21 protein-coding genes are annotated in these 18,432 nt (G+C 68.5%); 6 read left to right on the top strand and 15 right to left on the bottom strand.

Annotated elements, in window-relative coordinates:
- Window positions 1–2 precede the first annotated feature (2 nt).
- On the bottom strand, window positions 3–890 hold the full coding sequence (gene galU, locus ACZ5EF_RS09280; protein WP_346062438.1) for a UTP--glucose-1-phosphate uridylyltransferase GalU: 888 nt from the start codon (window positions 888–890) through the stop codon (window positions 3–5).
- Window positions 891–1,039: 149 nt separating this feature from the next.
- Here galU and ACZ5EF_RS09275 point away from each other — a divergent pair, with 149 nt between their 5' ends.
- The 3 genes from ACZ5EF_RS09275 to ACZ5EF_RS09265 all read left to right on the top strand — a co-directional run bounded on the left by ACZ5EF_RS09275 (window position 1,040) and on the right by ACZ5EF_RS09265 (window position 3,918).
- On the top strand, window positions 1,040–2,383 hold the full coding sequence (locus ACZ5EF_RS09275) for a TRZ/ATZ family hydrolase (RefSeq protein WP_346062439.1): 1,344 nt from the start codon (window positions 1,040–1,042) through the stop codon (window positions 2,381–2,383).
- A gap of 1 nt (window position 2,384) precedes the next feature.
- Window positions 2,385–3,164 (top strand): bifunctional 2-polyprenyl-6-hydroxyphenol methylase/3-demethylubiquinol 3-O-methyltransferase UbiG, encoded by a 780-nt coding sequence (ubiG, locus tag ACZ5EF_RS09270; protein ID WP_346062440.1) that lies wholly within the window; start codon window positions 2,385–2,387, stop codon window positions 3,162–3,164.
- A gap of 88 nt (window positions 3,165–3,252) precedes the next feature.
- The gene (locus ACZ5EF_RS09265; RefSeq protein ID WP_346062441.1) at window positions 3,253–3,918 is read left to right on the top strand and encodes an HAD-IA family hydrolase; all 666 of its coding nucleotides are present in this window, start codon (window positions 3,253–3,255) and stop codon (window positions 3,916–3,918) included.
- 153 nt (window positions 3,919–4,071) lie between these two features.
- On the opposite strand, the gene ACZ5EF_RS09260 is transcribed toward ACZ5EF_RS09265, so the two are convergent.
- The 13 genes from ACZ5EF_RS09260 to ACZ5EF_RS09200 all read right to left on the bottom strand — a co-directional run bounded on the left by ACZ5EF_RS09260 (window position 4,072) and on the right by ACZ5EF_RS09200 (window position 14,892).
- A complete protein-coding gene (locus tag ACZ5EF_RS09260; RefSeq protein ID WP_346062442.1) occupies window positions 4,072–4,833 on the bottom strand; it encodes a YciK family oxidoreductase in 762 nt (253 codons plus the stop codon).
- A 13-nt stretch (window positions 4,834–4,846) separates the two neighbouring features.
- Window positions 4,847–5,617, bottom strand: a complete 771-nt coding sequence (ybgF, locus tag ACZ5EF_RS09255) for a tol-pal system protein YbgF (protein ID WP_346062443.1) — start codon at window positions 5,615–5,617, stop codon at window positions 4,847–4,849.
- A gap of 16 nt (window positions 5,618–5,633) precedes the next feature.
- Window positions 5,634–6,161 (bottom strand): peptidoglycan-associated lipoprotein Pal, encoded by a 528-nt coding sequence (pal, locus tag ACZ5EF_RS09250; protein ID WP_346062444.1) that lies wholly within the window; start codon window positions 6,159–6,161, stop codon window positions 5,634–5,636.
- Between the two features lie 26 nt (window positions 6,162–6,187).
- A complete protein-coding gene (gene tolB, locus ACZ5EF_RS09245; protein ID WP_346062445.1) occupies window positions 6,188–7,471 on the bottom strand; it encodes a Tol-Pal system beta propeller repeat protein TolB in 1,284 nt (427 codons plus the stop codon).
- Window positions 7,471–8,586, bottom strand: coding sequence for a cell envelope integrity protein TolA (gene tolA, locus ACZ5EF_RS09240; RefSeq protein ID WP_346062446.1), 1,116 nt, complete (start codon window positions 8,584–8,586; stop codon window positions 7,471–7,473). The genes tolB and tolA overlap by 1 nt, the downstream gene beginning before the upstream one ends.
- A 7-nt stretch (window positions 8,587–8,593) precedes the next feature.
- On the bottom strand, window positions 8,594–9,034 hold the full coding sequence (tolR, locus tag ACZ5EF_RS09235; RefSeq protein WP_346062447.1) for a protein TolR: 441 nt from the start codon (window positions 9,032–9,034) through the stop codon (window positions 8,594–8,596).
- Between the two features lie 13 nt (window positions 9,035–9,047).
- Entirely contained in the window at window positions 9,048–9,737 is a 690-nt protein-coding gene (gene tolQ, locus ACZ5EF_RS09230) for a protein TolQ (RefSeq protein WP_346062448.1), read from the bottom strand.
- A gap of 8 nt (window positions 9,738–9,745) precedes the next feature.
- A complete protein-coding gene (ybgC, locus tag ACZ5EF_RS09225; RefSeq protein WP_346062449.1) occupies window positions 9,746–10,165 on the bottom strand; it encodes a tol-pal system-associated acyl-CoA thioesterase in 420 nt (139 codons plus the stop codon).
- Window positions 10,162–11,199 (bottom strand): Holliday junction branch migration DNA helicase RuvB, encoded by a 1,038-nt coding sequence (ruvB, locus tag ACZ5EF_RS09220; protein ID WP_346062450.1) that lies wholly within the window; start codon window positions 11,197–11,199, stop codon window positions 10,162–10,164. Before ruvB ends, ybgC begins: the two co-directional genes overlap by 4 nt.
- 69 nt (window positions 11,200–11,268) lie before the next feature.
- Complete coding sequence (gene ruvA, locus ACZ5EF_RS09215) at window positions 11,269–11,889, bottom strand: Holliday junction branch migration protein RuvA (protein WP_346062451.1); 621 nt, start codon at window positions 11,887–11,889, stop codon at window positions 11,269–11,271.
- A gap of 100 nt (window positions 11,890–11,989) precedes the next feature.
- Window positions 11,990–12,538 (bottom strand): crossover junction endodeoxyribonuclease RuvC, encoded by a 549-nt coding sequence (gene ruvC, locus ACZ5EF_RS09210; RefSeq protein ID WP_346062506.1) that lies wholly within the window; start codon window positions 12,536–12,538, stop codon window positions 11,990–11,992.
- 274 nt (window positions 12,539–12,812) lie between these two features.
- Window positions 12,813–14,591, bottom strand: coding sequence for an aspartate--tRNA ligase (aspS, locus tag ACZ5EF_RS09205; RefSeq protein WP_346062452.1), 1,779 nt, complete (start codon window positions 14,589–14,591; stop codon window positions 12,813–12,815).
- Between the two features lie 49 nt (window positions 14,592–14,640).
- Entirely contained in the window at window positions 14,641–14,892 is a 252-nt protein-coding gene (locus ACZ5EF_RS09200; protein ID WP_346062453.1) for an FmdB family zinc ribbon protein, read from the bottom strand.
- 170 nt (window positions 14,893–15,062) lie between these two features.
- On the opposite strand from ACZ5EF_RS09200, the gene ACZ5EF_RS09195 reads away from it, so the two are divergent.
- The 3 genes from ACZ5EF_RS09195 to ACZ5EF_RS09185 all read left to right on the top strand — a co-directional run bounded on the left by ACZ5EF_RS09195 (window position 15,063) and on the right by ACZ5EF_RS09185 (window position 18,023).
- On the top strand, window positions 15,063–15,995 hold the full coding sequence (locus tag ACZ5EF_RS09195) for a D-2-hydroxyacid dehydrogenase (RefSeq protein ID WP_346062454.1): 933 nt from the start codon (window positions 15,063–15,065) through the stop codon (window positions 15,993–15,995).
- 118 nt (window positions 15,996–16,113) lie between these two features.
- Window positions 16,114–17,034 carry a ribokinase gene (locus tag ACZ5EF_RS09190; RefSeq protein WP_346062455.1) on the top strand — a complete coding sequence of 307 codons (921 nt, stop codon included), beginning with the start codon at window positions 16,114–16,116 and terminating at the stop codon, window positions 17,032–17,034.
- Window positions 17,035–17,081: 47 nt separating this feature from the next.
- Window positions 17,082–18,023: a nucleoside hydrolase gene (locus tag ACZ5EF_RS09185; protein WP_346062456.1), complete on the top strand. Its 942-nt coding sequence runs from the start codon at window positions 17,082–17,084 to the stop codon at window positions 18,021–18,023.
- A 14-nt stretch (window positions 18,024–18,037) separates the two neighbouring features.
- Here ACZ5EF_RS09185 and yccX read toward each other — a convergent pair whose 3' ends face one another.
- On the bottom strand, window positions 18,038–18,310 hold the full coding sequence (gene yccX / locus ACZ5EF_RS09180; protein ID WP_346062457.1) for an acylphosphatase: 273 nt from the start codon (window positions 18,308–18,310) through the stop codon (window positions 18,038–18,040).
- Window positions 18,311–18,432: the final 122 nt, after the last annotated feature.

Raw genomic sequence — 18,432 nt, 5'->3', positions numbered from 1 at the left:
GCTCAGGCCTCGCCGGCATAGCGATCGAGGAGTTCCCGGAAGCCCGCGCCATACTTGGGATGGCGCCGGGCGAAGGCGAGGATCGCCTCCAGATAGCCGAGCTGATGGCCGCAGTCATAGGTGACGCCCTGCATGCGATAGGCGGCCACCCCGGAGCGGGCCCGCAACGCCTCGATGGCGTCGGTGAGCTGGATCTCGCCCCCGGCCCCCGGCGGCGTCTCGGCCAGCAGCGGGAAGATCTCGCCGGGCAGCACATAGCGGCCGATCACCGCCAGGTTCGACGGCGCTCGGTCACGCGGCGGCTTCTCCACCATGCCCGCCAGGGGCAGCGACTCGCCCGGGGCCGGCACGCCGGCCTCGGGCTCGACGATGCCGTACTTCTCTACCCGCTCCCAGGGCACCTCCTCCACCATCAACTGGGCCTGCCCGCTGGCCTCGAAGGCCGTCACCATGCCCGCCAGGTCGTTGCGGGGAAGGCCCTCGCCATCCACCAGCACGTCCGGCAGCAGCACCGCGAAGGGGGCGTCTCCCACCACCGGGCGGGCGCAGAGCACCGCATGGCCCAGGCCCAGGGGCTCGGGCTGGCGCACGCTGATGATCTTGACCGTGTCGGGGACGATATTGCGCAGCTCTTCGAGCAGCTCATGCTTGCCCTTGGCCTCCAGGGTGGTCTCCAGCTCGAAATGCTTGTCGAAGTGGTTCTCGATGGCGCCCTTGCTGGAGTGGGTTACCAGCACGATCTCGGTGATGCCGGCGGCGACGGCCTCTTCCACCACGTACTGGATCACCGGCTTGTCGACGATGGTGATCATCTCCTTGGGGATCGCCTTGGAGGCGGGCAGGCAGCGGGTACCGAAACCGGCCACCGGCAGAACGGCCTTGCGAATCATCGGATTCCTTCCTGAGCAGGGGTAAAATCCGCCCTAGTATGCCAGAGACGCCAGACCCACGCCGCCCTCCCGCGCTCTCGGTGGGTGGCGGCGGACAAGGCGGCCCCGGAGCGGGTAGAATATCGGCATTACCTTCAAGGAGCCCGACGATGCCCATCCCGCCGGACGTCGACCTGCTGATCGAGGCCCGCTGGCTGCTGCCCATGAGCGAGGGGCTGCCGACCCTCGAGGATCACGCCATCGCCATTCAAGGCGGCAAGCTGCTCGGCCCCTGGCCCATCGCCGAGGCCAGGCGGCAGGTGGCGCCCCGTGAGGTCCTGCGGCTACGCCACCATGCGCTGCTGCCGGGGCTGATCAACGCCCATAACCATGCCGGCATGAGCCTGATGCGGGGTTATGCCGACGACCTGCCACTGATGACCTGGCTCAACGAGCATATCTGGCCCGCCGAGGGTTCCCTGGTGGATGCCGATTTCGTCGCCGCCGGGACGCGCCTGGCCTGTGCCGAGATGCTGTGCAGCGGCACCACCACCTTCGCCGATATGTACCTGGCCCCCGAGGCGGTGGCCGAGGTCGCCGACGAAATGCGGATGCGGGTCCAGCTGTGCACCCCGCTGATCGACTTCCCCACTTCCTGGGCCGCCGACTTCGCCGAGGGCCTGGAACGCACCCAGGCACTGATCGAGCGCTACGCCGAGCATCCCCGGGTGCATCTGGCCCTGGGCCCCCACGCCCCCTATACGGTGGGTGACGCCAGCCTGGCCAGGCTGGCCGAGGCCCGGGAGCGCTGGGGGTTGCCGATCCAGATGCATGTCCACGAGACCCGCGACGAGATCGACCAGGCCCTGGCCCGGGATGGCCGCCGCCCATTGCGCCGGCTCTTCGAGGCCGGCCTGCTGGGCCCCCACTTCCAGGCGGTGCATATGACTCAGGTGGATGATGATGACCTGGCGCTGCTGGCCGAGACCGATACCCGGGTCATCCATTGCCCCCAGTCCAACCTCAAGCTGGCCAGCGGCTTCTGCCCGGTGGCACGGCTCCAGTCGGCCGGCATCACCGTGGGCCTGGGTACCGATGGCGCCGCCAGCAACAATGACCTGGATCTGTTCGACGAGCTGAAGAGTGCCGCCCTGCTGGCCAAGGGGGTGAGCGGTGATGCCGCCGCCCTGCCCGCCATGGCGGCCCTGGCCATGGCCACCCGCGACGGTGCCCGTGCCCTGGGGCTGGACGACCACCTGGGCCAACTGCGCGAAGGCTTCGCGGCGGACCTGGTTGCCGTGGACCTGGAACACCTCAATACCCTGCCGGTGCATCATCCCGCCTCGGCGGTGGTCTATGCGATGCACAGCCACCAGGTGAGCCATGTCTGGGTGGCCGGGCGCCCCCGCCTCGTCGAGGGGAAATTTATCGATATCGAGCCGGACACCATTCGCGCCGCCACCGAGCATTATCGGCGGCGCCTGGCGTCCCTGCCCGCACAAGGAGAGAGTTGAGATGCCGCACACAGCCGATGTCGGCGACTACCGCCATAATAGCGATGCCGCCGATACCAGCGATGCCGGCGACTACCGTGGTAACGTCGATGCCGCCGAAATCGCCAAGTTCGAGGCCCTGGCCAGCCGTTGGTGGGACAGCGAGGGGGAGTTCAAGCCCCTCCACGAGATCAACCCATTGCGGCTGGACTTCATCGATGCCCGGACCCGCCTGGCCGGCAAGTCGGTGATCGACGTGGGCTGCGGCGGCGGCATCCTGGCCGAGGCCATGGCCCATCGCGGCGCCCGGGTCACCGGCATCGACATGGGCGAGGCGCCGCTGGCGGTGGCCCGGCTGCATCTGGCCGAGAGCGACGCGGAGGTGGACTACCGTCGGGCCAGCGCCGAGGAGATGGCCGCCGAGGCCCCCGGCCGGTATGACGTGGTCACCTGCCTGGAGATGCTCGAGCATGTCCCCGACCCGGCGGCGGTGGTACGCGCCTGCATGACCCTGGTCAAGCCCGGTGGCGATGTCTTCTTCTCCACCATCAATCGCAACCCCAAGGCCTATGCCTTCGCCATCCTCGGCGCCGAGTATGTGCTGCGGATGCTGCCCAAGGGCACCCATGACTACCGCAAGTTTATCCGCCCCGCCGAGCTCTCCCGCTGGGCCCGGGAGGCGGAGCTCAAGGTGTGCGAACAGAGCGGCCTGGTCTACAACCCGCTGACACGTCGCTACCGCCTCGACCCTCGCGATGTCTCGGTCAACTACCTGATGCACTGCCGCCGGGAGGTTGAATGAGCCCCTTGAGTCGCGCCCTTTGCTACGATCGCTTGGATGCCCGGGACGTCTCGGTGAATTATCTGATGCACTGCCGCCGGGAGGCGCCGTGACCGTGAGCGCCCTGCCCCGTGGCCTGCTCTTCGACCTGGATGGCACCCTGGTGGATACCGCGCCGGACCTGGCCCGGGCCACCAATGCCCTGCGCACCCACCATGGCCTGGCGGCCCTGCCCTTCGAGACGATCCGCGCCCAGGTCTCCAACGGCGGCAGCGCCCTGGTGACCCTGGCCCTGGGCCTGGCCCTGGAGGCGCCGGGGCACGGCGAGGCAAGGCAGTTCCTGCTCGACGCCTATGCCCGGGACCTGGCGACCCATAGCCGCCTGTTCCCCGGGCTGCAGCGGCTGATCGACCACTGGAGCCAGGCGCCGCGGGCCTGGGGCATCGTTACCAACAAGCCCCGCGCCTACACCGAGCCCCTGGTGGCGGCCCTGGGGCTCGATCCCGGCGCCCTGCTGTGTGCCGACGACCTGCCGGTGAAGAAGCCCGCGCCGGAACCGCTCTGGGCCGCCGCCGAGCGCCTGGGAATCGCCCCGGCGGCGTGCTGGTATATCGGCGATCACCGCCGCGATATGGAGGCGGCCCGGGCCGCCGGCATGACCGCGGTGGCGGTGGGCTATGGTTACCTGGACGCGACGGACGCCATCGAGGAGTGGCCGGCGGAGTTGCGCTTCGCCACCCCCGAGGCCCTGGTTAGCGCCCTGCTCGATCGCTGATAGGTCAACTACCCAATGCAGAACGGGCCCCATGATGGGGCCCGTTCTTGCGTTAGCGTGGCTCGAGCAAGTTACGCCTTGGGCGGCTGGGCGTCGAAGCCTTGGCCGGTGAGACCGGTGACGCCGCGGCTCTCCTGGCCCATTCAGCCAAAGTCAGCCCTTGGGTGGCTGGGCATCGAAGCGCTGGCCAGTGACCCCGCGGCTGTCCGGGCCCATCAGCCATAGATAGGTGGGCATGATCTCTTCCGGGGTGCGCAGGGTATCGGGATCCTCGGCGGGATAGGCACTGCGCCGCATCTGGGTGCGGGTGGCGCCCGGATTGAGGCTATTGACCCGTACCGCGGTGAGGTTCTCCAGCTCGTCGGCCAGCACTTCCATAAAGCCTTCGGTGGCAAACTTGGAGACCGCGTAGGCGCCCCAGAAGGCCCGCCCCCGGCGCCCCACGCTGGAGGAGGTGAGGATCACCGAGGCGTCCTCGGAGGCCTTGAGCAGGGGCAGCAGGGCCTGGGTCATCCAGACCGGGCCATTGAAGTTGACCTGCATCACCTGCTCCCAGAGCTGGGGGTTGTACTGGTCGAAGGGGGTCAGGCGCCCCAGCAGGCCGGCATTATGCAGGATGCCATCCAGGCGTCCGAACTCCCGCTCCAGGGTCTCGGCCATGTCCTGGTAATCCTTGAGGGTGGCGCCCTCGAAGTTGAGCGGAAAGATCGCCGGCTGGGGCCCGCCCGCCGCCTCGATCTCGTCGTAGACCTTCTCCAGCTTGGCGATGGTACGGCCCAGCAGGATCACGGTGGCCCCATGGCGGGCGTAGGCCAAGGCCGCGGCGCGGCCGATACCGTCGCCGGCGCCGGTCACCAGCACGATACGCCCCGCCAACAGGTCCGTAGGGGGCCGGTAGTCGATCTTGCAATTCATCGAGGATGACTCCTTAGAGGCCGGCGTCGTTGAGGAAGTCACGCCCCATGACGGCGGCATTGCTGTCCGGGTAGTCGGCGATCAGCCGCTGCAGCAGTTCGCGGCTGGTATCCGGCTGCCCCTGGCGCGCCTTGAGCAGGCCCAGCTTGTAGAGGGCATCGGGCACCTTGTTGCTCTCGGGGTAGTCGTCCAGCACCGTCTGGAAGGCCGCCGCCGCGGGCTCCAGGCGGGTCTCCGCGGAGTAGAGCTCGCCCAGCCAGTAGTGGCCATTGGCGGTCAGGTTGGTGTCCGGATAGTCCGCCACGAAGGCCTCGAAGGCGGCGATGGCGGCCGGAAAGTCCCGCGCCTGGACGCGCTGGAAGGCGGCCTGATAGGCGGCCTGGGCATCGGCACCGGGTGCCGCGCTGCCATCCCCGGCGCTGGCCTCGGCCACCTGGCGGGCCGCCTCGGCGTCCACCTCCTGGGGGGCCTCGCCGCTGCTGGCCAGCCGCTGCTCCAGATCCAGGTAGCGGGCCTGGGAGTCACGACGCAGCTGCTCCAACTGATGGCGAAGCTCCTCCACCTGACCGCGCAACTGCTGGATCTCGCGTTGCTGCTCGTCGAGCTGGTTGAGCAGCATCAGGTTGCCGGAGGCGCCCTCGCGTACCTCGGCCTGCTCATAGAAGGTGCGCGAGCGATCCGACAGATCCTCGATCACCGGTTGGGCCAGTACGGAAAGCGGGAGCACCAGGGCTCCCGCACCGCACAGTCGGGCCAGACGGCGGCCCCTGTGACTGTGATTCATCACTCGCTCCTCGGCCTCAGTAGGAGAACACCACGCGGCGGTTCTGGGCGTAGGCATCCTCATTGTAGCCGCTCACCGCCGGCCGCTCCTCGCCATAGCTGACCACCTCCAGTTGGGAGGGGGAGATGCCCTGCACCGAGAGGAAGCGCTCCACGGACTTGGCGCGACGCTCGCCCAGGCCCAGGTTGTACTCGCGGGTACCGCGTTCGTCGGTATGGCCCTGCAGCACCACCCGGGCATTGGGGTTATTGCGCAGGTACTGGGCATGGGCACTCAGCACCGGCTCGAATTCGCCGCGAATGCGCTCGCTGTCATAGTCGAAGTAGATGGTGCGCACGCTGGGAATCCCGGCCTGCTGACCATTCTGGTCGCTACCGCCGACCCCGACGCCGCCGACCTGACCACTACCTACCCCACTGGTGCTGGCACCGTCGCGGCTGCCATCCATGGAGCCGTCCTGGGTGCCGCCCGTGCTGGAACAGCCGGCCACGAAGGCGAGAGAGAGCGCGACGGCCAGGCTCCTGGCATAAGGCTTGAATTGCATTTTCCACTCCTTGATGAATGACAATATCAGTTCAGAAACGGCGACCATGCGGGCTCCCGCACGTCGCCCTGGGCCGCCGGCAGGCGGAAGGAGGCGCGCCCATCCGCCGACACGGCCCCTAGTATCCCGGCATTACCCTGCTGGGTGGCGAAGAGTACCATGGCCCCGTTGGGGGCAACACTGGGGGATTCGTCCCAGCGGCCCTCGGTGAGGGTCACCAGGCGGTCGGTCTCCAGGTCCTGGCGGGCCACCTGATAGCCCTGGTTGCCGCGATGGATCATGAACAGTGCCTCGCCGTCCGGGCTGACGCGCCCCCGGGCATTGTAGTTGCCGGTAAAGGTGAGGCGTTCCACCTGGCCACTGGCGAGGTCATAGCGATAGAGCTGGGGACCACCGCTGCGATCCGAGGTGAAGACCAGGCTGCGGCCGTCCGGGGCAAAGCTGGGTTCGGTATCGATGGCACTGTTGTTGGTCAGCCGCCGGAAGTCGCGGCTGGCGATATCCATCAGATAGATTTCCGGCTGGCCATCCCGGGACAGCGACATGGCCAGTTGGCGGCCGTCCGGCGACCAGGCCGGGGCGCTGTTGATCCCGGTGAAGGAGCTAGCCCGGACCCGCTGGCCGCTACCCACGTCCTGGATATAGATGGCCGGGCGTTCGGTCTCGAAGGAGACATAGGCCAGCTTGCCGCCATCCGGCGACCAGGCCGGGGACATGATCGGCTGGTCCGAGTCGAGGATCTGCTGGCTATTGCGACCATCGGCATCGGCGATATGCAGGCCATAGCGACGCGCGTCGCCGGCGCCCTGGGCGGTGACATAGGCGATGCGGGTGGAGAAGGCGCCGCGGATGCCGGTGATCGCCTCGAAGATCTGGTCGCTGATGTAGTGGGCGGCGGCGCGCAGGCGCTGTGGGTCGGCGGTGACCACCTCGCCCAGCTCGCGGCGTTCGCCGTAGACATCGAGGAGCTCGAAACGCACCCGATAGGTGCTGCCCTCGGCCTCGACGTCGCCCACCACCAGGTAATCGCTGTCCACGGCCCGCCAGTCGCGATAGTTGACGTCCTCGCTGCGGCTGGGCCGGGAGATCAGCGAGTCGCGGGACAGCGGCTCGAACTGGCCGCTGCGCGCCAGATCATCGCCGATGATCCGCGCCAGGTCCTCCGGCAGCGCCTCGCCGCCGAAGGGCACGATGGCGATGGGGATGGCGCGGTCGCTGCCGCGGGTAATCTCGATGGTCAGATTGGCCTGGGCCTGCTGCACGAAGAGCAGCAGGCAGGCCGCCAGCCATAGGCCAAGATAGCGTTTCATCAGCGGATATCCCCCGGTCGAAATCTCAGATTGAATTGGCGGAACTGGTGCTGTGCCGCCGGCGGCAATTGGCGCATCTCGCGGAAGGGCGCGGCACGCTCGACGGCCTGCAGCGCCGAGCGATCGAAGCCGGCATCCCCACTCCCGCGCAGGACACTCGCGCCCACCAGTTCCCCGGTGGGCAGGAGATTGAGTTGCAGCGTCGCCTCCAGGCCATTGACGCTACCCGGCGGAATGATCCAGGCCTGCTCCACCGCGCGGCGCACCAGACTCTGGAAGCCATTGGCCGCCTCCGAGGCCTGGCGCGCATTGGCGATGGCCTCCTGCTCGCTCTCGATCAGGCTATCCAGGCTACCATTGGCGGCTTCGGCGGCCCGGCGGGCGGCTTCCTCCTGACGGCGCTGTTCCTCGGCCTGGCGCTGGCGTTCGGCCTCTTCCTCCTGGCGGCGCTGCTCCTCGGCCTGGCGTTGGCGTTCGGCTTCTTCCTCCTGGCGGCGTTGCTCCTCCGCCTGGCGCTGGCGTTCGGCCTCTTCCTCTTGACGGCGCTGTTCCTCCGCCTGGCGTTGGCGTTCGGCCTCTTCCTCCTGGCGGCGTTGCTCCTCGGCCTGGCGTTGGCGTTCGGCCTCTTCCTCCTGACGGCGCTGTTCCTCCGCCTGGCGCTGGCGTTCGGCCTCTTCCTCCTGGCGGCGCTGCTCCTCGGCGGCCTGCTCCTCACGTAGCCGCGCCTGACGTTCGGCTTCCTCGGCGCGCCGCCGGGCCTCGGCCTGGGCCTCTTCGGCCGCCTGGCGCTGGGCTTCGGCCTCCTCGGCCACCTGTGCCTGCCGGCGCTCCTGCTCGGCGGCCTGCTCCTGAGCCTGGCGTTCCGCCTCCTGGGCCGCCGCCTCCTCCTCGGCCTGACGGGCCGCGGCACGAGCCCGGGCCTCCTGGGCGCGCTGGGCCTGGTCGGTGGCGGTCTCGGTGCTGACCAGGGTGGCCTGGACCACCGTGGCGGAGGGGGGCTCCGTCTTGGCGCTGGGCACCAGGCTCAGCATGCTCACGGCCACCACCAGCACATGCACGCCGATGGCAAGCAGGGTGGGCAGGCCATAGCCGACACGACTCTCCTTTCTGGCCATGGCGCCCCTAGCCCTCCCGCGGCGGCGGTTCGGAGATCAGGCCCACATTGCCGACGCCGGCGGTCTGCAGGGTGCTCATCAGGGTCACCACCTGACCATAGCTGACATTGCGATCGCCCCGTACCATCACCGGTGTCCCCGGGTTGCGATCCATGACGATGATCACCCGCTCGGCCAGCTCGTCGAGGCCCAGCGGGGTCTCCTCGTCACCGAGTGAGATATAGTACTGCCCCTCGCGATCCACCGAGACCACGATGGGCTCCTGGCTCTCGCTCTCCTCGATGGGCGACGAACTCACCTGGGGCAGGTCGACCTGGACGCCCTGGGTCAGCATGGGCGCGGTGATCATGAAGATCACCAGCAGCACCAGCATGACGTCGATAAAGGGCACCACGTTGATCTCGCCCATGGGGCGGCGTCGGCCGCCCCGATTGAAGGGTCCATGCATGCTGTCGTCTCCGTCAGGCCGCCGCGCTCTCGCCGCGACCCTGCAGGTTACGGTGCAGGATGGAGTGGAACTCCTCGGCGAAATCCTCATACTTGCCGAGCAGGCGGCCGGACTCGGCGGAGAGGCGGTTATAGAAGATCACCGCCGGGATGGCCGCGAACAGGCCCATGGCGGTGGCGATCAGCGCCTCGGCGATCCAGGGGGCCACGGTGGCCAGGGTCGCCTGCTGGGCCATGGAGAGTGACTGGAAGGAGCCCATGATGCCCCAGACGGTACCGAACAGGCCGATATAGGGGCTCGCCGAGGCCACGGTGGCCAGGAACACCAGATGCAGGTTGAGGCGCTCCTCCTCCCGGGACCAGGCCACCCGCATGCTGCGTTGCACGCCGTCGAGGATCGCCTGGGGGCTCTTGGCCTTGGGCAGCAGGCGATTGAATTCTCGGAAGCCGGCACGGAAGACGTGCTCGGCGCCCAGGGTCTCCTGGTCGGCGGGGGTCTCGCGATAGAGGTCGTTGAGGTCGACCCCGGACCAGAAGCGCTCCTCGAAGGCCTTGTGGGCCTTCTTGGCGCGACTCAGCACCAGGCTGCGCTGGAAGATCGCCACCCAGGAGAGGATGGAGCCGAGCACCAGGATCAGCATCACCAACTGCACCACGGTGCTGGCATTCATGATCAGGTGGGGAATGGACATGGAGTCGTTCACGGGCGTCCTCATTGAAACTCGGGGGTTAGGGCCGCGGCCAGGGCCGCCGGCCAGCGGCGGGGCCGCAGGGTTTGGGCATCCAGACAGGCGATGTCGACACTCGCCTCGCACAGGGGTTCCCCGGCGCGCTGCACCTGCTGGATAAAGGTGGCCCGACAGGCGCCCCGCTCGGTGACCCTGGCGGTGGCCACCAGGTCATCATCGAGGTGCGCCGGCTGGGCATAGCGGCACTCCAGGCGATGTACCACCAGTTGCACGCCCTCGGCAAGCAGTTCCCGCTGGCTATGGCCGAGGCGCCGGAGCCACTCGCTGCGGGCGCGCTCCATGAATTTCAGGTAATTGACGTAGTAGACGATGCCGCCGGCGTCGGTGTCCTCGATATAGACCCTGACCGGCAGCCGAAACTCGCTCGTCGGGGCCGGGGTCATGGGCGCACCTCGCCGCTGGCATCCGGGGTGGCGGAATCCGGCACCAGTTCGAAGTGGGCATAGGCCTGGCGGGTGACTATCCGCCCCCGGGCGGTGCGCATCATCAATCCCTGCTGGATCAGGTAGGGCTCGATCACGTCTTCGATGGTATCGCGCTCCTCGCCGATGGCGGCGGCCAGGGAGTCGACCCCCACCGGGCCGCCATCGAACTTCTCGATCATCGCCAGCAGCAGGCGGCGATCCATATGATCGAGGCCATGGTGATCCACATGCAGCATGTCCAGGGCGCGGTCGGCCACCTCGACATCGATCACCCCGCGACCGCGCACCTCGGCGAAATCGCGCACCCGGCGCAGCAGGCGATTGGCGATGCGCGGCGTGCCGCGGGCGCGGCGGGCGATCTCGGCGGCACCGGCGGCATCCGCCTCCACCCCTAGCAGCCGCGCCGAGCGGGCGACGATGCCGGTCAGGTCCTCGATGCCATAGAACTCCAGGCGCTGGACGATGCCGAAGCGATCGCGCAGCGGCGAGGTCAAAAGCCCCGCCCGGGTGGTGGCCCCCACCAGGGTGAAGCGCGGCAGGTCGAGCTTGATCGAGCGGGCCGCCGGCCCCTCGCCGATGACGATATCCAGTTGGAAGTCCTCCATGGCCGGATAGAGCACCTCCTCCACCACCGGCGAGAGGCGATGGATCTCGTCGATAAAGAGCACGTCGCCGGGCTCGAGGTTGGTGAGCATGGCGGCCAGGTCGCCGGGGCGCTCCAGCACCGGGCCGGAGGTGGACTTGATATCGACGTCCATCTCGGCGGCGATGATATTGGCCAGGGTGGTCTTGCCCAGCCCCGGCGGGCCGAAGACCAGGGTATGGTCGAGGCTCTCGCCTCGCCCCCGGGCGGCCTGGATAAAGATCTCCAGCTGTTCGCGCACCCGCGGCTGGCCGATATAGTCCGCCAGCCGCCTGGGGCGAATGGCATGATCCTGGACCAGCTCCCCTCCCTGGGGCACGGCGGCGATCAGTCGATCATTGTCGAGCATAATGGTTTCCGAACTTGCGGCGCCTAGTCACCCCGAGCCACGGGGGCTGCCATATCCTTGGGTAGCGCCCTAGCCCGCCAGCTTGCGGGTCAGGGCGGCCTTGATCAGGGCCTCGGTGGAGAGGCCACGATCACAGCCACTGAGCATCTTGGCGGCCTCGGCGGGCTTGTAACCGAGGGCCACCAGGGCGGCCTCGGCATCGGCCAGGGGGTCGCTCCGGGGTGCGGCCTCCTGCCCCGCCGCCGCGGCTTCCAGGGCCTCCAGGCCGCCGCCCGCCTCGCCGGTCCAGTGGGGGAAGCGGTCGCGCATCTCGATGATCAGCCGCTCGGCGGTCTTCTTGCCCACCCCGGGCAGCCGGGTCAGCGACTTGATGTCGTCCTCCCGCACGCAGCGCACGAAGGCCGCCTCGTCCATGCCAGAGAGGATCGCCAGGGCCAGCTTGGGCCCCACGCCGTTGACCTTGATCAGGGCGCGAAACAGCTCCCGTTCCTGGCCCCGGGCGAAGCCGTAGAGCAGGTGGGCATCGTCGCGAATGCTGAGGTGAGTGTGCAGGGAGACCGTCTCCCCCACCGCCGGCAGCGCCATCTGGGTGGTCAGGGAGGCTTCCAGTTCGTAACCGACGCCGCCGACGTCGACCACCAGCCAGGGGGGCTGCTTCTCCAACAGGGTGCCGCGCAGGCGTCCAATCATGCCGTGAGTCGATCCTTGCCAAGACTGGCGACCACTATACTGGCCGCCCCGGAGGCTGACCAGAGGGCAAAATCGTCATCTAGTGTGCATCTCTTGCCCGTCAGGAGGCGGGGGCATCCGGGTCGAAGGCTCGCCATCCCTTACCGCCGCCGCGGCGGCCGCCATAGCTGCCACGGCTGATCAACCCGAGGCGCGCATGGGCATGGGTCAGGGCGATGGCCAGGGCGTCGGCGGCATCCGCCTGGGGGGTACCGTCGAGGCCCAGCACGGCGGTGATCATATGCTGCACCTGGGCCTTGTCGGCGGCGCCGGTGCCGGTCACCGCCTGCTTGATCTGGCGTGGCCCGTATTCGCTCACCGGCAGGCCATGATTGGCGGCGCAGACGATGGCGGTACCCCGGGCCTGACCCAGCTTGAGGGCCGAGTCGGGGTTCTTGGCCATGAAGACCTGTTCGATGGCCAGCTCCCCCGGGCGATGCACCCCGATCAGCTCGCTGATGCCGGCATAGATCTGCGCCAGGCGCTGGGCCAGGTCGTCGCCCCGGGTGCGGATGCAACCGCTGGCCACGTAGCGGGGCCGCGTCTCGCCGACGTCGAGCACCCCGTAGCCGGTGATCCGCGAGCCGGGATCGATCCCCAGGATCAGCATATCTCGGTGCCTCTGCATATGCCGCTATCTGTCATGCCATCCTTCCTGGTTTTTACGGGGCTAGCCTGGGGACAGCCCCCGGAAGGCCGGCCCCGCACAAAGACGCTGTAAATCCTTCCCTGGAAGCTCGACTTTATCGTCCATGATAAAGACGCTTTGCTCTACCCTGCCCCCAGTGTCCCTCAGCCATTCTAGCTGCGATAACCGCGGCCCCCAACGACAGACCGGCGCCTCTGGGGCGCCGGTATGCTGGTACGTTGCTGGAAGCCTCGCCTTACTCGGCGGCCTCCGGCTTGGCCTTGGCCCGCAGGCGGATATTGAGCTCCTTGAGCTGCTCGCCGCTGACCGTGCCCGGGGCGTCGGTCATCAGGCAGGCGGCGCTCTGGGTCTTGGGGAAGGCGATTACCTCACGGATGGTCCGCGCCCCGGTCATCAGCATCACCAGGCGATCGAGGCCGAAGGCCAGGCCACCGTGGGGCGGCGCGCCATACTTGAGGGCGTCGAGCAGGAAGCCGAACTTCTCCTCCGCCTCGGCCTGATCGATGCCCAGCACCTCGAGAACGACCCGCTGCATTTCCTGGTCGTGGATACGGATCGAGCCGCCGCCCAGCTCGGTGCCGTTGAGCACCATGTCGTAGGCCCGGGAGAGCGCCTGGGCCGGATCGGCCTTGAGGGCCGCCACGTCGCAGGAGGGCGCGGTGAAGGGGTGGTGCAGGGCCTGCATGCGGGCGCTGCCGTCGTCCTCGAACATCGGGAAGTCGACCACCCACAGCGGCGCCCAGGCCTGGGTGTAGAGGTCCAGGTCCTCGCCCAGCTTGACCCGCAGGGCACCCAGGGCCTCGTTGACCACGCGGGCCTTGTCGGCGCCGAAGAAGATGATATCGCCGTCCTGGGCGTCGAGACGCTCCAGCAGCTCGTCGATCACGTTCTCCATGAACTTGACGATGGGCGACTGCAGGCCCTCGAGCCCCTTGGCGCGCTCGTTGACCTTGATCCAGGCCAGGCCCTTGGCGCCATAGATGCCGACGAACTTGGTGTACTCGTCGATCAGCTTGCGGGAGAGCTCGGCGCCGCCGGGCACCTTGAGGGCGGCGACGCGGCCGTCCTCGGCCTTGGCCGGGCCGGAGAAGACCTTGAAGTCCACCTGGGCCATCAGATCGTCGACGTCGACCAGCTCCAGGGGGATGCGCAGGTCCGGCTTGTCGGAGCCGTAGCGGCTCATCGCCTCGCTATAGGGCATGCGCGGGAACTCGGGCAGCTCGACCTCGAGGACCTCCTGGAACAGCTGGCGGATCATCGACTCGGTGATACCCATGATCTCGTCTTCGTCGACGAAGGAGGCCTCCAGGTCGATCTGGGTGAACTCCGGCTGACGGTCGGCGCGCAGGTCCTCGTCGCGGAAGCACTTGGCGATCTGGTAGTAGCGGTCGAAGCCGGACACCATCAGCAGCTGCTTGAACAGCTGCGGCGACTGCGGCAGGGCGAAGAAGCTGCCGGCATGAGTGCGGCTCGGCACCAGGTAGTCCCGGGCGCCTTCCGGGGTGGCCCGGGTCAGGATCGGCGTCTCGATATCCAGGAAGCCCTGGCCCTCGAGGAAGGCCCGCACGCTATGGGAGATCCGCGAGCGCAGGCGCAGCTTGTCGAGCATCTCCGGGCGGCGCAGGTCGATATAACGGTGCTTGAGGCGGACCTCCTCGCCCACCTTGCCGTGCTCGTCGAGCTGGAACGGCGGGGTGGCGGCGGTGTTGAGGATCTCCACCTCCTTGGCCAGCACCTCGATCATGCCGGTGGGCATATTGGGGTTCTGGGTGCCCTCGGGGCGCGGCCGCACGCGGCCGACGATGCGCAGCACGAACTCGTTGCGGCAGCGGTCGGCATTGGCGAAGGCCTCGGCGGTATCGGGATCCACCACGACCTGGGCGATGCCGTCACGGTCACGCATGTCGAGGAAGATCACCCCACCGTGGTCACGGCGACGGTGCACCCAACCACAGAGGGTGACCGTCTGATCCACCAGTGTCTCGTTAAGCTGGCCGCAATAATGGCTGCGCATGTCGAATCCTGTTTTCTAGCGTTTATCGAAGAGGGGGAGTCGGGCCGCCTCAGGCGGCGGCCCCGTCCTTGGTCGGCGCCTTGCTGGCCGCGCCGTCACCGGCCAGGTTCTTCTTGCTGCCGGACTTGAAATCGGTCTCGTACCAGCCGCCGCCGGCCAGGCGGAAGCCCGCCGCGGAAACCAGGCGGGAGAGCTCGGCGGCCTCGCAGCTGGGGCAGTCGGTGAGCGGCGCGGCGCTGACCTTCTGCAGCTTCTCGAGACGGTGGCCACAGGCCTTGCACTCATATTCGTAGATGGGCATGGTTCTAATCACTCCTGAATACGCTATTGGCCTGGAACACACCCCGACCAGGCCGGCGATGGCCAATATGGGGCCTGACGCCGGCCTTTCCAAGGCCACCGGAAAGCCCCGCATTATAGCGCGTCGCGCCCCCATGGGGGCAAGGTGCCGACGTTACTCGAGGAATTGTGATGAAAGCCGTGCTACTCGATGCCGCCAGCCTCGGCGAGGATATCGACCTTACCCCCCTGCGTGAGCGGGTCGACCAGTTGGCGGTGCATGCCGCCACCGCCCCGGAGCAGTGCCGGGAGCGCCTCGAAGGCGCCCGGGTGGCGATCGTCAACAAGGTGGTCCTGGATGGCGAGCTGCTCGAGCGCCTGCCGGAGTTGAAGCTGATCTGCGTGCTGGCCACCGGCACCAACAATATCGATATGGCCGCCGCCGAGCGCCTGGGGATCAGGGTGCGCAACGTCAGCGCCTATGGCACCGCCAGCGTGGCCCAGCACACCCTGATGCTGATGCTGGCCCTGGCCAACCGCCTGCCCCACTACCAGCGCCGGGTCGCCGCCGGCGACTGGGGGCGCAGCGATTTCTTCTGCCTGCTCTCCCCCACCACCCTGCAACTGGAAGGCAAGCGGCTGGTGATCGTCGGCCAGGGCGAACTGGGACGCCGCGTCGGCGAGCTGGCCGGGGCCTTCGGCATGCGCGTCGACTATGCCGCGCGTCCCGGTCGGGAGGCCACGGACCCCCGCCCCGCCCTCGCCGAGCTGGCCCCCCGGGCCGACGTGCTGAGCCTGCACTGCCCGCTCACCGAGGCCACCCATCACCTGGTCGACGCGGCGTTACTGGCCCGGCTCAGGCCCGGCGCCCTGCTGATCAACTGCGCCCGGGGCGGCATCATCGACGAGGCGGCGGCGCTCGATGCGCTGCGCGAGGGACGCCTCGGTGGCCTGGCAGTCGACAGCCTGCCGGAGGAGCCGCCCCGCCGAGGCCATGCGCTGATCGATGCCCTCGACGAGCCCCTCAACCTGATCGTCACCCCCCATAACGCCTGGATCACGCCGGAGGCGCGGGCCCGGGTGGTCCAGTTGACCGCCGAGAACCTGGCGCGACCGCTGCCCTAGCTCGTGACATCGCTCGGCTGCGTGAAAGCACGCGAAGCGCTCCCCGGCTAGGCTAGTACCAGCCAGACCTCTCCGCTTTTTCTTTCCGGCCATCAGGCCGGACAGCAGGAAGGACGCCATGCTCTATAACCTGGGCTCCATCAATATCGATCATGTCTACCGGGTGCCGCATCTGGTGCGTCCCGGCGAGACCCTGGCCAGCCGCGACTACCAACGGGTGTTGGGCGGCAAGGGCGCCAACCAGTCCCTGGCCCTGGCCCGGGCCGGCGGGCGCGTCACTCACTGGGGGCGCCTGGGGCGCAGTGATGCCTGGGCGCTGGCGCCCCTCGAGGAAGCCGGGGTGGCGCTAGGCGACATCGCGCTGGTCGACGCGCCCAGCGGCCATGCGCTGATCCAGGTGGACGACGATGGCGAGAACGCCATTATCCTCTACCCCGGCGCCAATCATGGCTTCGCGACGCCCACCCTGGAGGCCCTGATTGCCAAGGCCGAGGCCGGCGCCACCCTGCTGCTGCAGAACGAGTGCAACGGCCTGGCCGCGGCCATGGCGGCCGCCAAACAGCGGGGCCTGACCCTCGCCTTCAACCCGGCGCCCATGGACCAAGCCGTCGGGGAACTGCCACTGGAGTCTTGTGACCTGCTGTTCGTTAATCGGGGCGAGGCCGCGGCCCTGGCCGGCCTCGCCGAGACCAGCCCCGCCTCGGCGCTGCTCGAGGCCCTGGCCGAGCGCCTGCCCGAGGTGACCCTGGTGCTGACCCTGGGCGCGGACGGCGTGCATTACCGCCATCAGGAGACGCGCCTGCGCCTGGCCGCCCATCGGGTCGAGGCGGTGGATACCACCGCCGCCGGCGACACCTTTATCGGCGCTTTCCTGGCCGCCCGTCAGGCCGGCGCCGATATCGAGACCTGTTTGCGACGGGCCAGTGCTGCCGCCGCCCTCTGCGTCCAGGCTCCCGGTGCCGCCCCCAGCATTCCCTGGGCGGAGGCGGTGGATGCCGCCCTCGCCGAATGGCCGGAGCTGCCCCTCGACACCGACTGAAACCACCAGCCCGCCGTCTTCGATTCATTCCCCACGGAGAAAGCCCCATGAGTTATCCGATTATCTTCGATACCGACCCGGGCGTGGACGACGCCCAGGCCATCGCCATCGCCCTGCGTCACCCGGAGATCGAGCTGCTGGGCCTGACCACCACCTACGGCAACGTCGATATCGATGTCGCCACCCGCAATGCTCTGCTGCTCAGCGAGCTGGCCGGGCGCCGCATCCCGGTGGCCCAGGGCGCCGCCGGCCCCCTGGTCAAACCCCGGCACCCGGCCCCGGCGCATATCCATGGCGCCAACGGCCTGGGCAATATCGCGCTGCCGGAGGTTCAGGGTCAGGCGGAGCCGATCAGTGCGGCCCAGTTTATCGTCGAGACGGTACGTGCCCGGCCCAATGAAGTGACCCTGGTGGCGGTGGGCCCCCTAGGTAACCTGGCCGCCGCCCTGCAGCTCGATCCGGGCATCGTCGAGGCGGTCAAGCGGGTGGTGATCATGGGCGGCTCCATCAAGGAAGGGGGCAACGTCTCGCCGGTGGCGGAGGCCAATATCTTCAATGATCCCCATGCCGCCTCGCGGGTGCTCACCGCCGGCTGGCCGCTGACCCTGGTGGGCCTGGACGCCACCCATCGCTGCGTGCTGAGCCCCGCCGACATGGACGCCATCGCCGCCGGCCAGGGCGAGCTCGGCGCCGTGCTCAAGGGCAGTTACGCCTTCTACCGGGAATTCTACCAGCAGGCCCTGGGCATCGATGGCTGCTGCCCCCACGACAGCTGTGCCCTGGCCTGGCTGCTGCGCCCGGAGCTCTTCACCACCGCCCGGGGCCACCTGAGCGTGGTCACCGAGGGGGATGCCGCCGGCCAGACGCTCTTCGCCCCGGAGGGCCGCGCCTTTATCGACGAGCGCTGGTCCCGGACGCCCCTGGTGGAGGCCTGCCTGGGCGCCGATGGCCCCGCCGTGGTGCAGTGGATCGTCGATACCCTGAAGTAGCTCAAGGAAGGCACCTAGAGGGTGATAAAGGCATCCGGGTCGCGGGGCGCCGCCTCTTCCAGGCTGACCTGGCTGACCCGGGCCTCGGGGGGGCCCTGCCAGAGCCACTGGGTCACGGCCCGGACCGCCTCCTCCTCGCCGCACAGCAACACCTCGACGCGACCATCCGGCAGGTTCTTGGCATAGCCGGTCAGCCCATGCTGCAGGGCCTGCTCCTGGGTCGCCCGGCGGTACCAGACCCCCTGTACCCGACCGCTGACCCAGGCCTTGATGCACTGCTTGCTCATGCTGGCTCCTCCCTTCGGCGACTCCGCCCGCGGCGGCCCGTTGCCCTCCTGTTCTAGCACCCGGCTTGTCATCCGCCAAGGGCTGGTCATTGTTACCCCCTAGGCAGCGGCATCGCCGTTGG

It is taken from the genome of Bisbaumannia salifodinae (assembly GCF_055388505.1).
This window is presented reverse-complemented; position numbering and strand designations above follow the sequence as displayed.

Excerpts from the sequence above, each read along its gene's own strand:
- galU (WP_346062438.1), bottom strand. The coding sequence starts at position 890 with ATGATTCGCAAGGCCGTTCTGCCGGTGGCCGGTTTCGGTACCCGCTGC.
- ACZ5EF_RS09275 (WP_346062439.1), top strand. The coding sequence starts at position 1,040 with ATGCCCATCCCGCCGGACGTCGACCTGCTGATCGAGGCCCGCTGGCTG.
- ubiG (WP_346062440.1), top strand. The coding sequence starts at position 2,385 with ATGCCGCACACAGCCGATGTCGGCGACTACCGCCATAATAGCGATGCC.
- ACZ5EF_RS09260 (WP_346062442.1), bottom strand. The coding sequence starts at position 4,833 with ATGAATTGCAAGATCGACTACCGGCCCCCTACGGACCTGTTGGCGGGG.
- ybgF (WP_346062443.1), bottom strand. The coding sequence starts at position 5,617 with ATGAATCACAGTCACAGGGGCCGCCGTCTGGCCCGACTGTGCGGTGCG.
- pal (WP_346062444.1), bottom strand. The coding sequence starts at position 6,161 with ATGCAATTCAAGCCTTATGCCAGGAGCCTGGCCGTCGCGCTCTCTCTC.
- tolB (WP_346062445.1), bottom strand. The coding sequence starts at position 7,471 with ATGAAACGCTATCTTGGCCTATGGCTGGCGGCCTGCCTGCTGCTCTTC.
- tolA (WP_346062446.1), bottom strand. The coding sequence starts at position 8,586 with ATGGCCAGAAAGGAGAGTCGTGTCGGCTATGGCCTGCCCACCCTGCTT.
- tolR (WP_346062447.1), bottom strand. The coding sequence starts at position 9,034 with ATGCATGGACCCTTCAATCGGGGCGGCCGACGCCGCCCCATGGGCGAG.
- ybgC (WP_346062449.1), bottom strand. The coding sequence starts at position 10,165 with ATGACCCCGGCCCCGACGAGCGAGTTTCGGCTGCCGGTCAGGGTCTAT.
- ruvB (WP_346062450.1), bottom strand. The coding sequence starts at position 11,199 with ATGCTCGACAATGATCGACTGATCGCCGCCGTGCCCCAGGGAGGGGAG.
- ruvA (WP_346062451.1), bottom strand. The coding sequence starts at position 11,889 with ATGATTGGACGCCTGCGCGGCACCCTGTTGGAGAAGCAGCCCCCCTGG.
- ruvC (WP_346062506.1), bottom strand. The coding sequence starts at position 12,538 with ATGCTGATCCTGGGGATCGATCCCGGCTCGCGGATCACCGGCTACGGG.
- aspS (WP_346062452.1), bottom strand. The coding sequence starts at position 14,591 with ATGCGCAGCCATTATTGCGGCCAGCTTAACGAGACACTGGTGGATCAG.
- ACZ5EF_RS09200 (WP_346062453.1), bottom strand. The coding sequence starts at position 14,892 with ATGCCCATCTACGAATATGAGTGCAAGGCCTGTGGCCACCGTCTCGAG.
- ACZ5EF_RS09195 (WP_346062454.1), top strand. The coding sequence starts at position 15,063 with ATGAAAGCCGTGCTACTCGATGCCGCCAGCCTCGGCGAGGATATCGAC.
- ACZ5EF_RS09190 (WP_346062455.1), top strand. The coding sequence starts at position 16,114 with ATGCTCTATAACCTGGGCTCCATCAATATCGATCATGTCTACCGGGTG.
- ACZ5EF_RS09185 (WP_346062456.1), top strand. The coding sequence starts at position 17,082 with ATGAGTTATCCGATTATCTTCGATACCGACCCGGGCGTGGACGACGCC.
- yccX (WP_346062457.1), bottom strand. The coding sequence starts at position 18,310 with ATGAGCAAGCAGTGCATCAAGGCCTGGGTCAGCGGTCGGGTACAGGGG.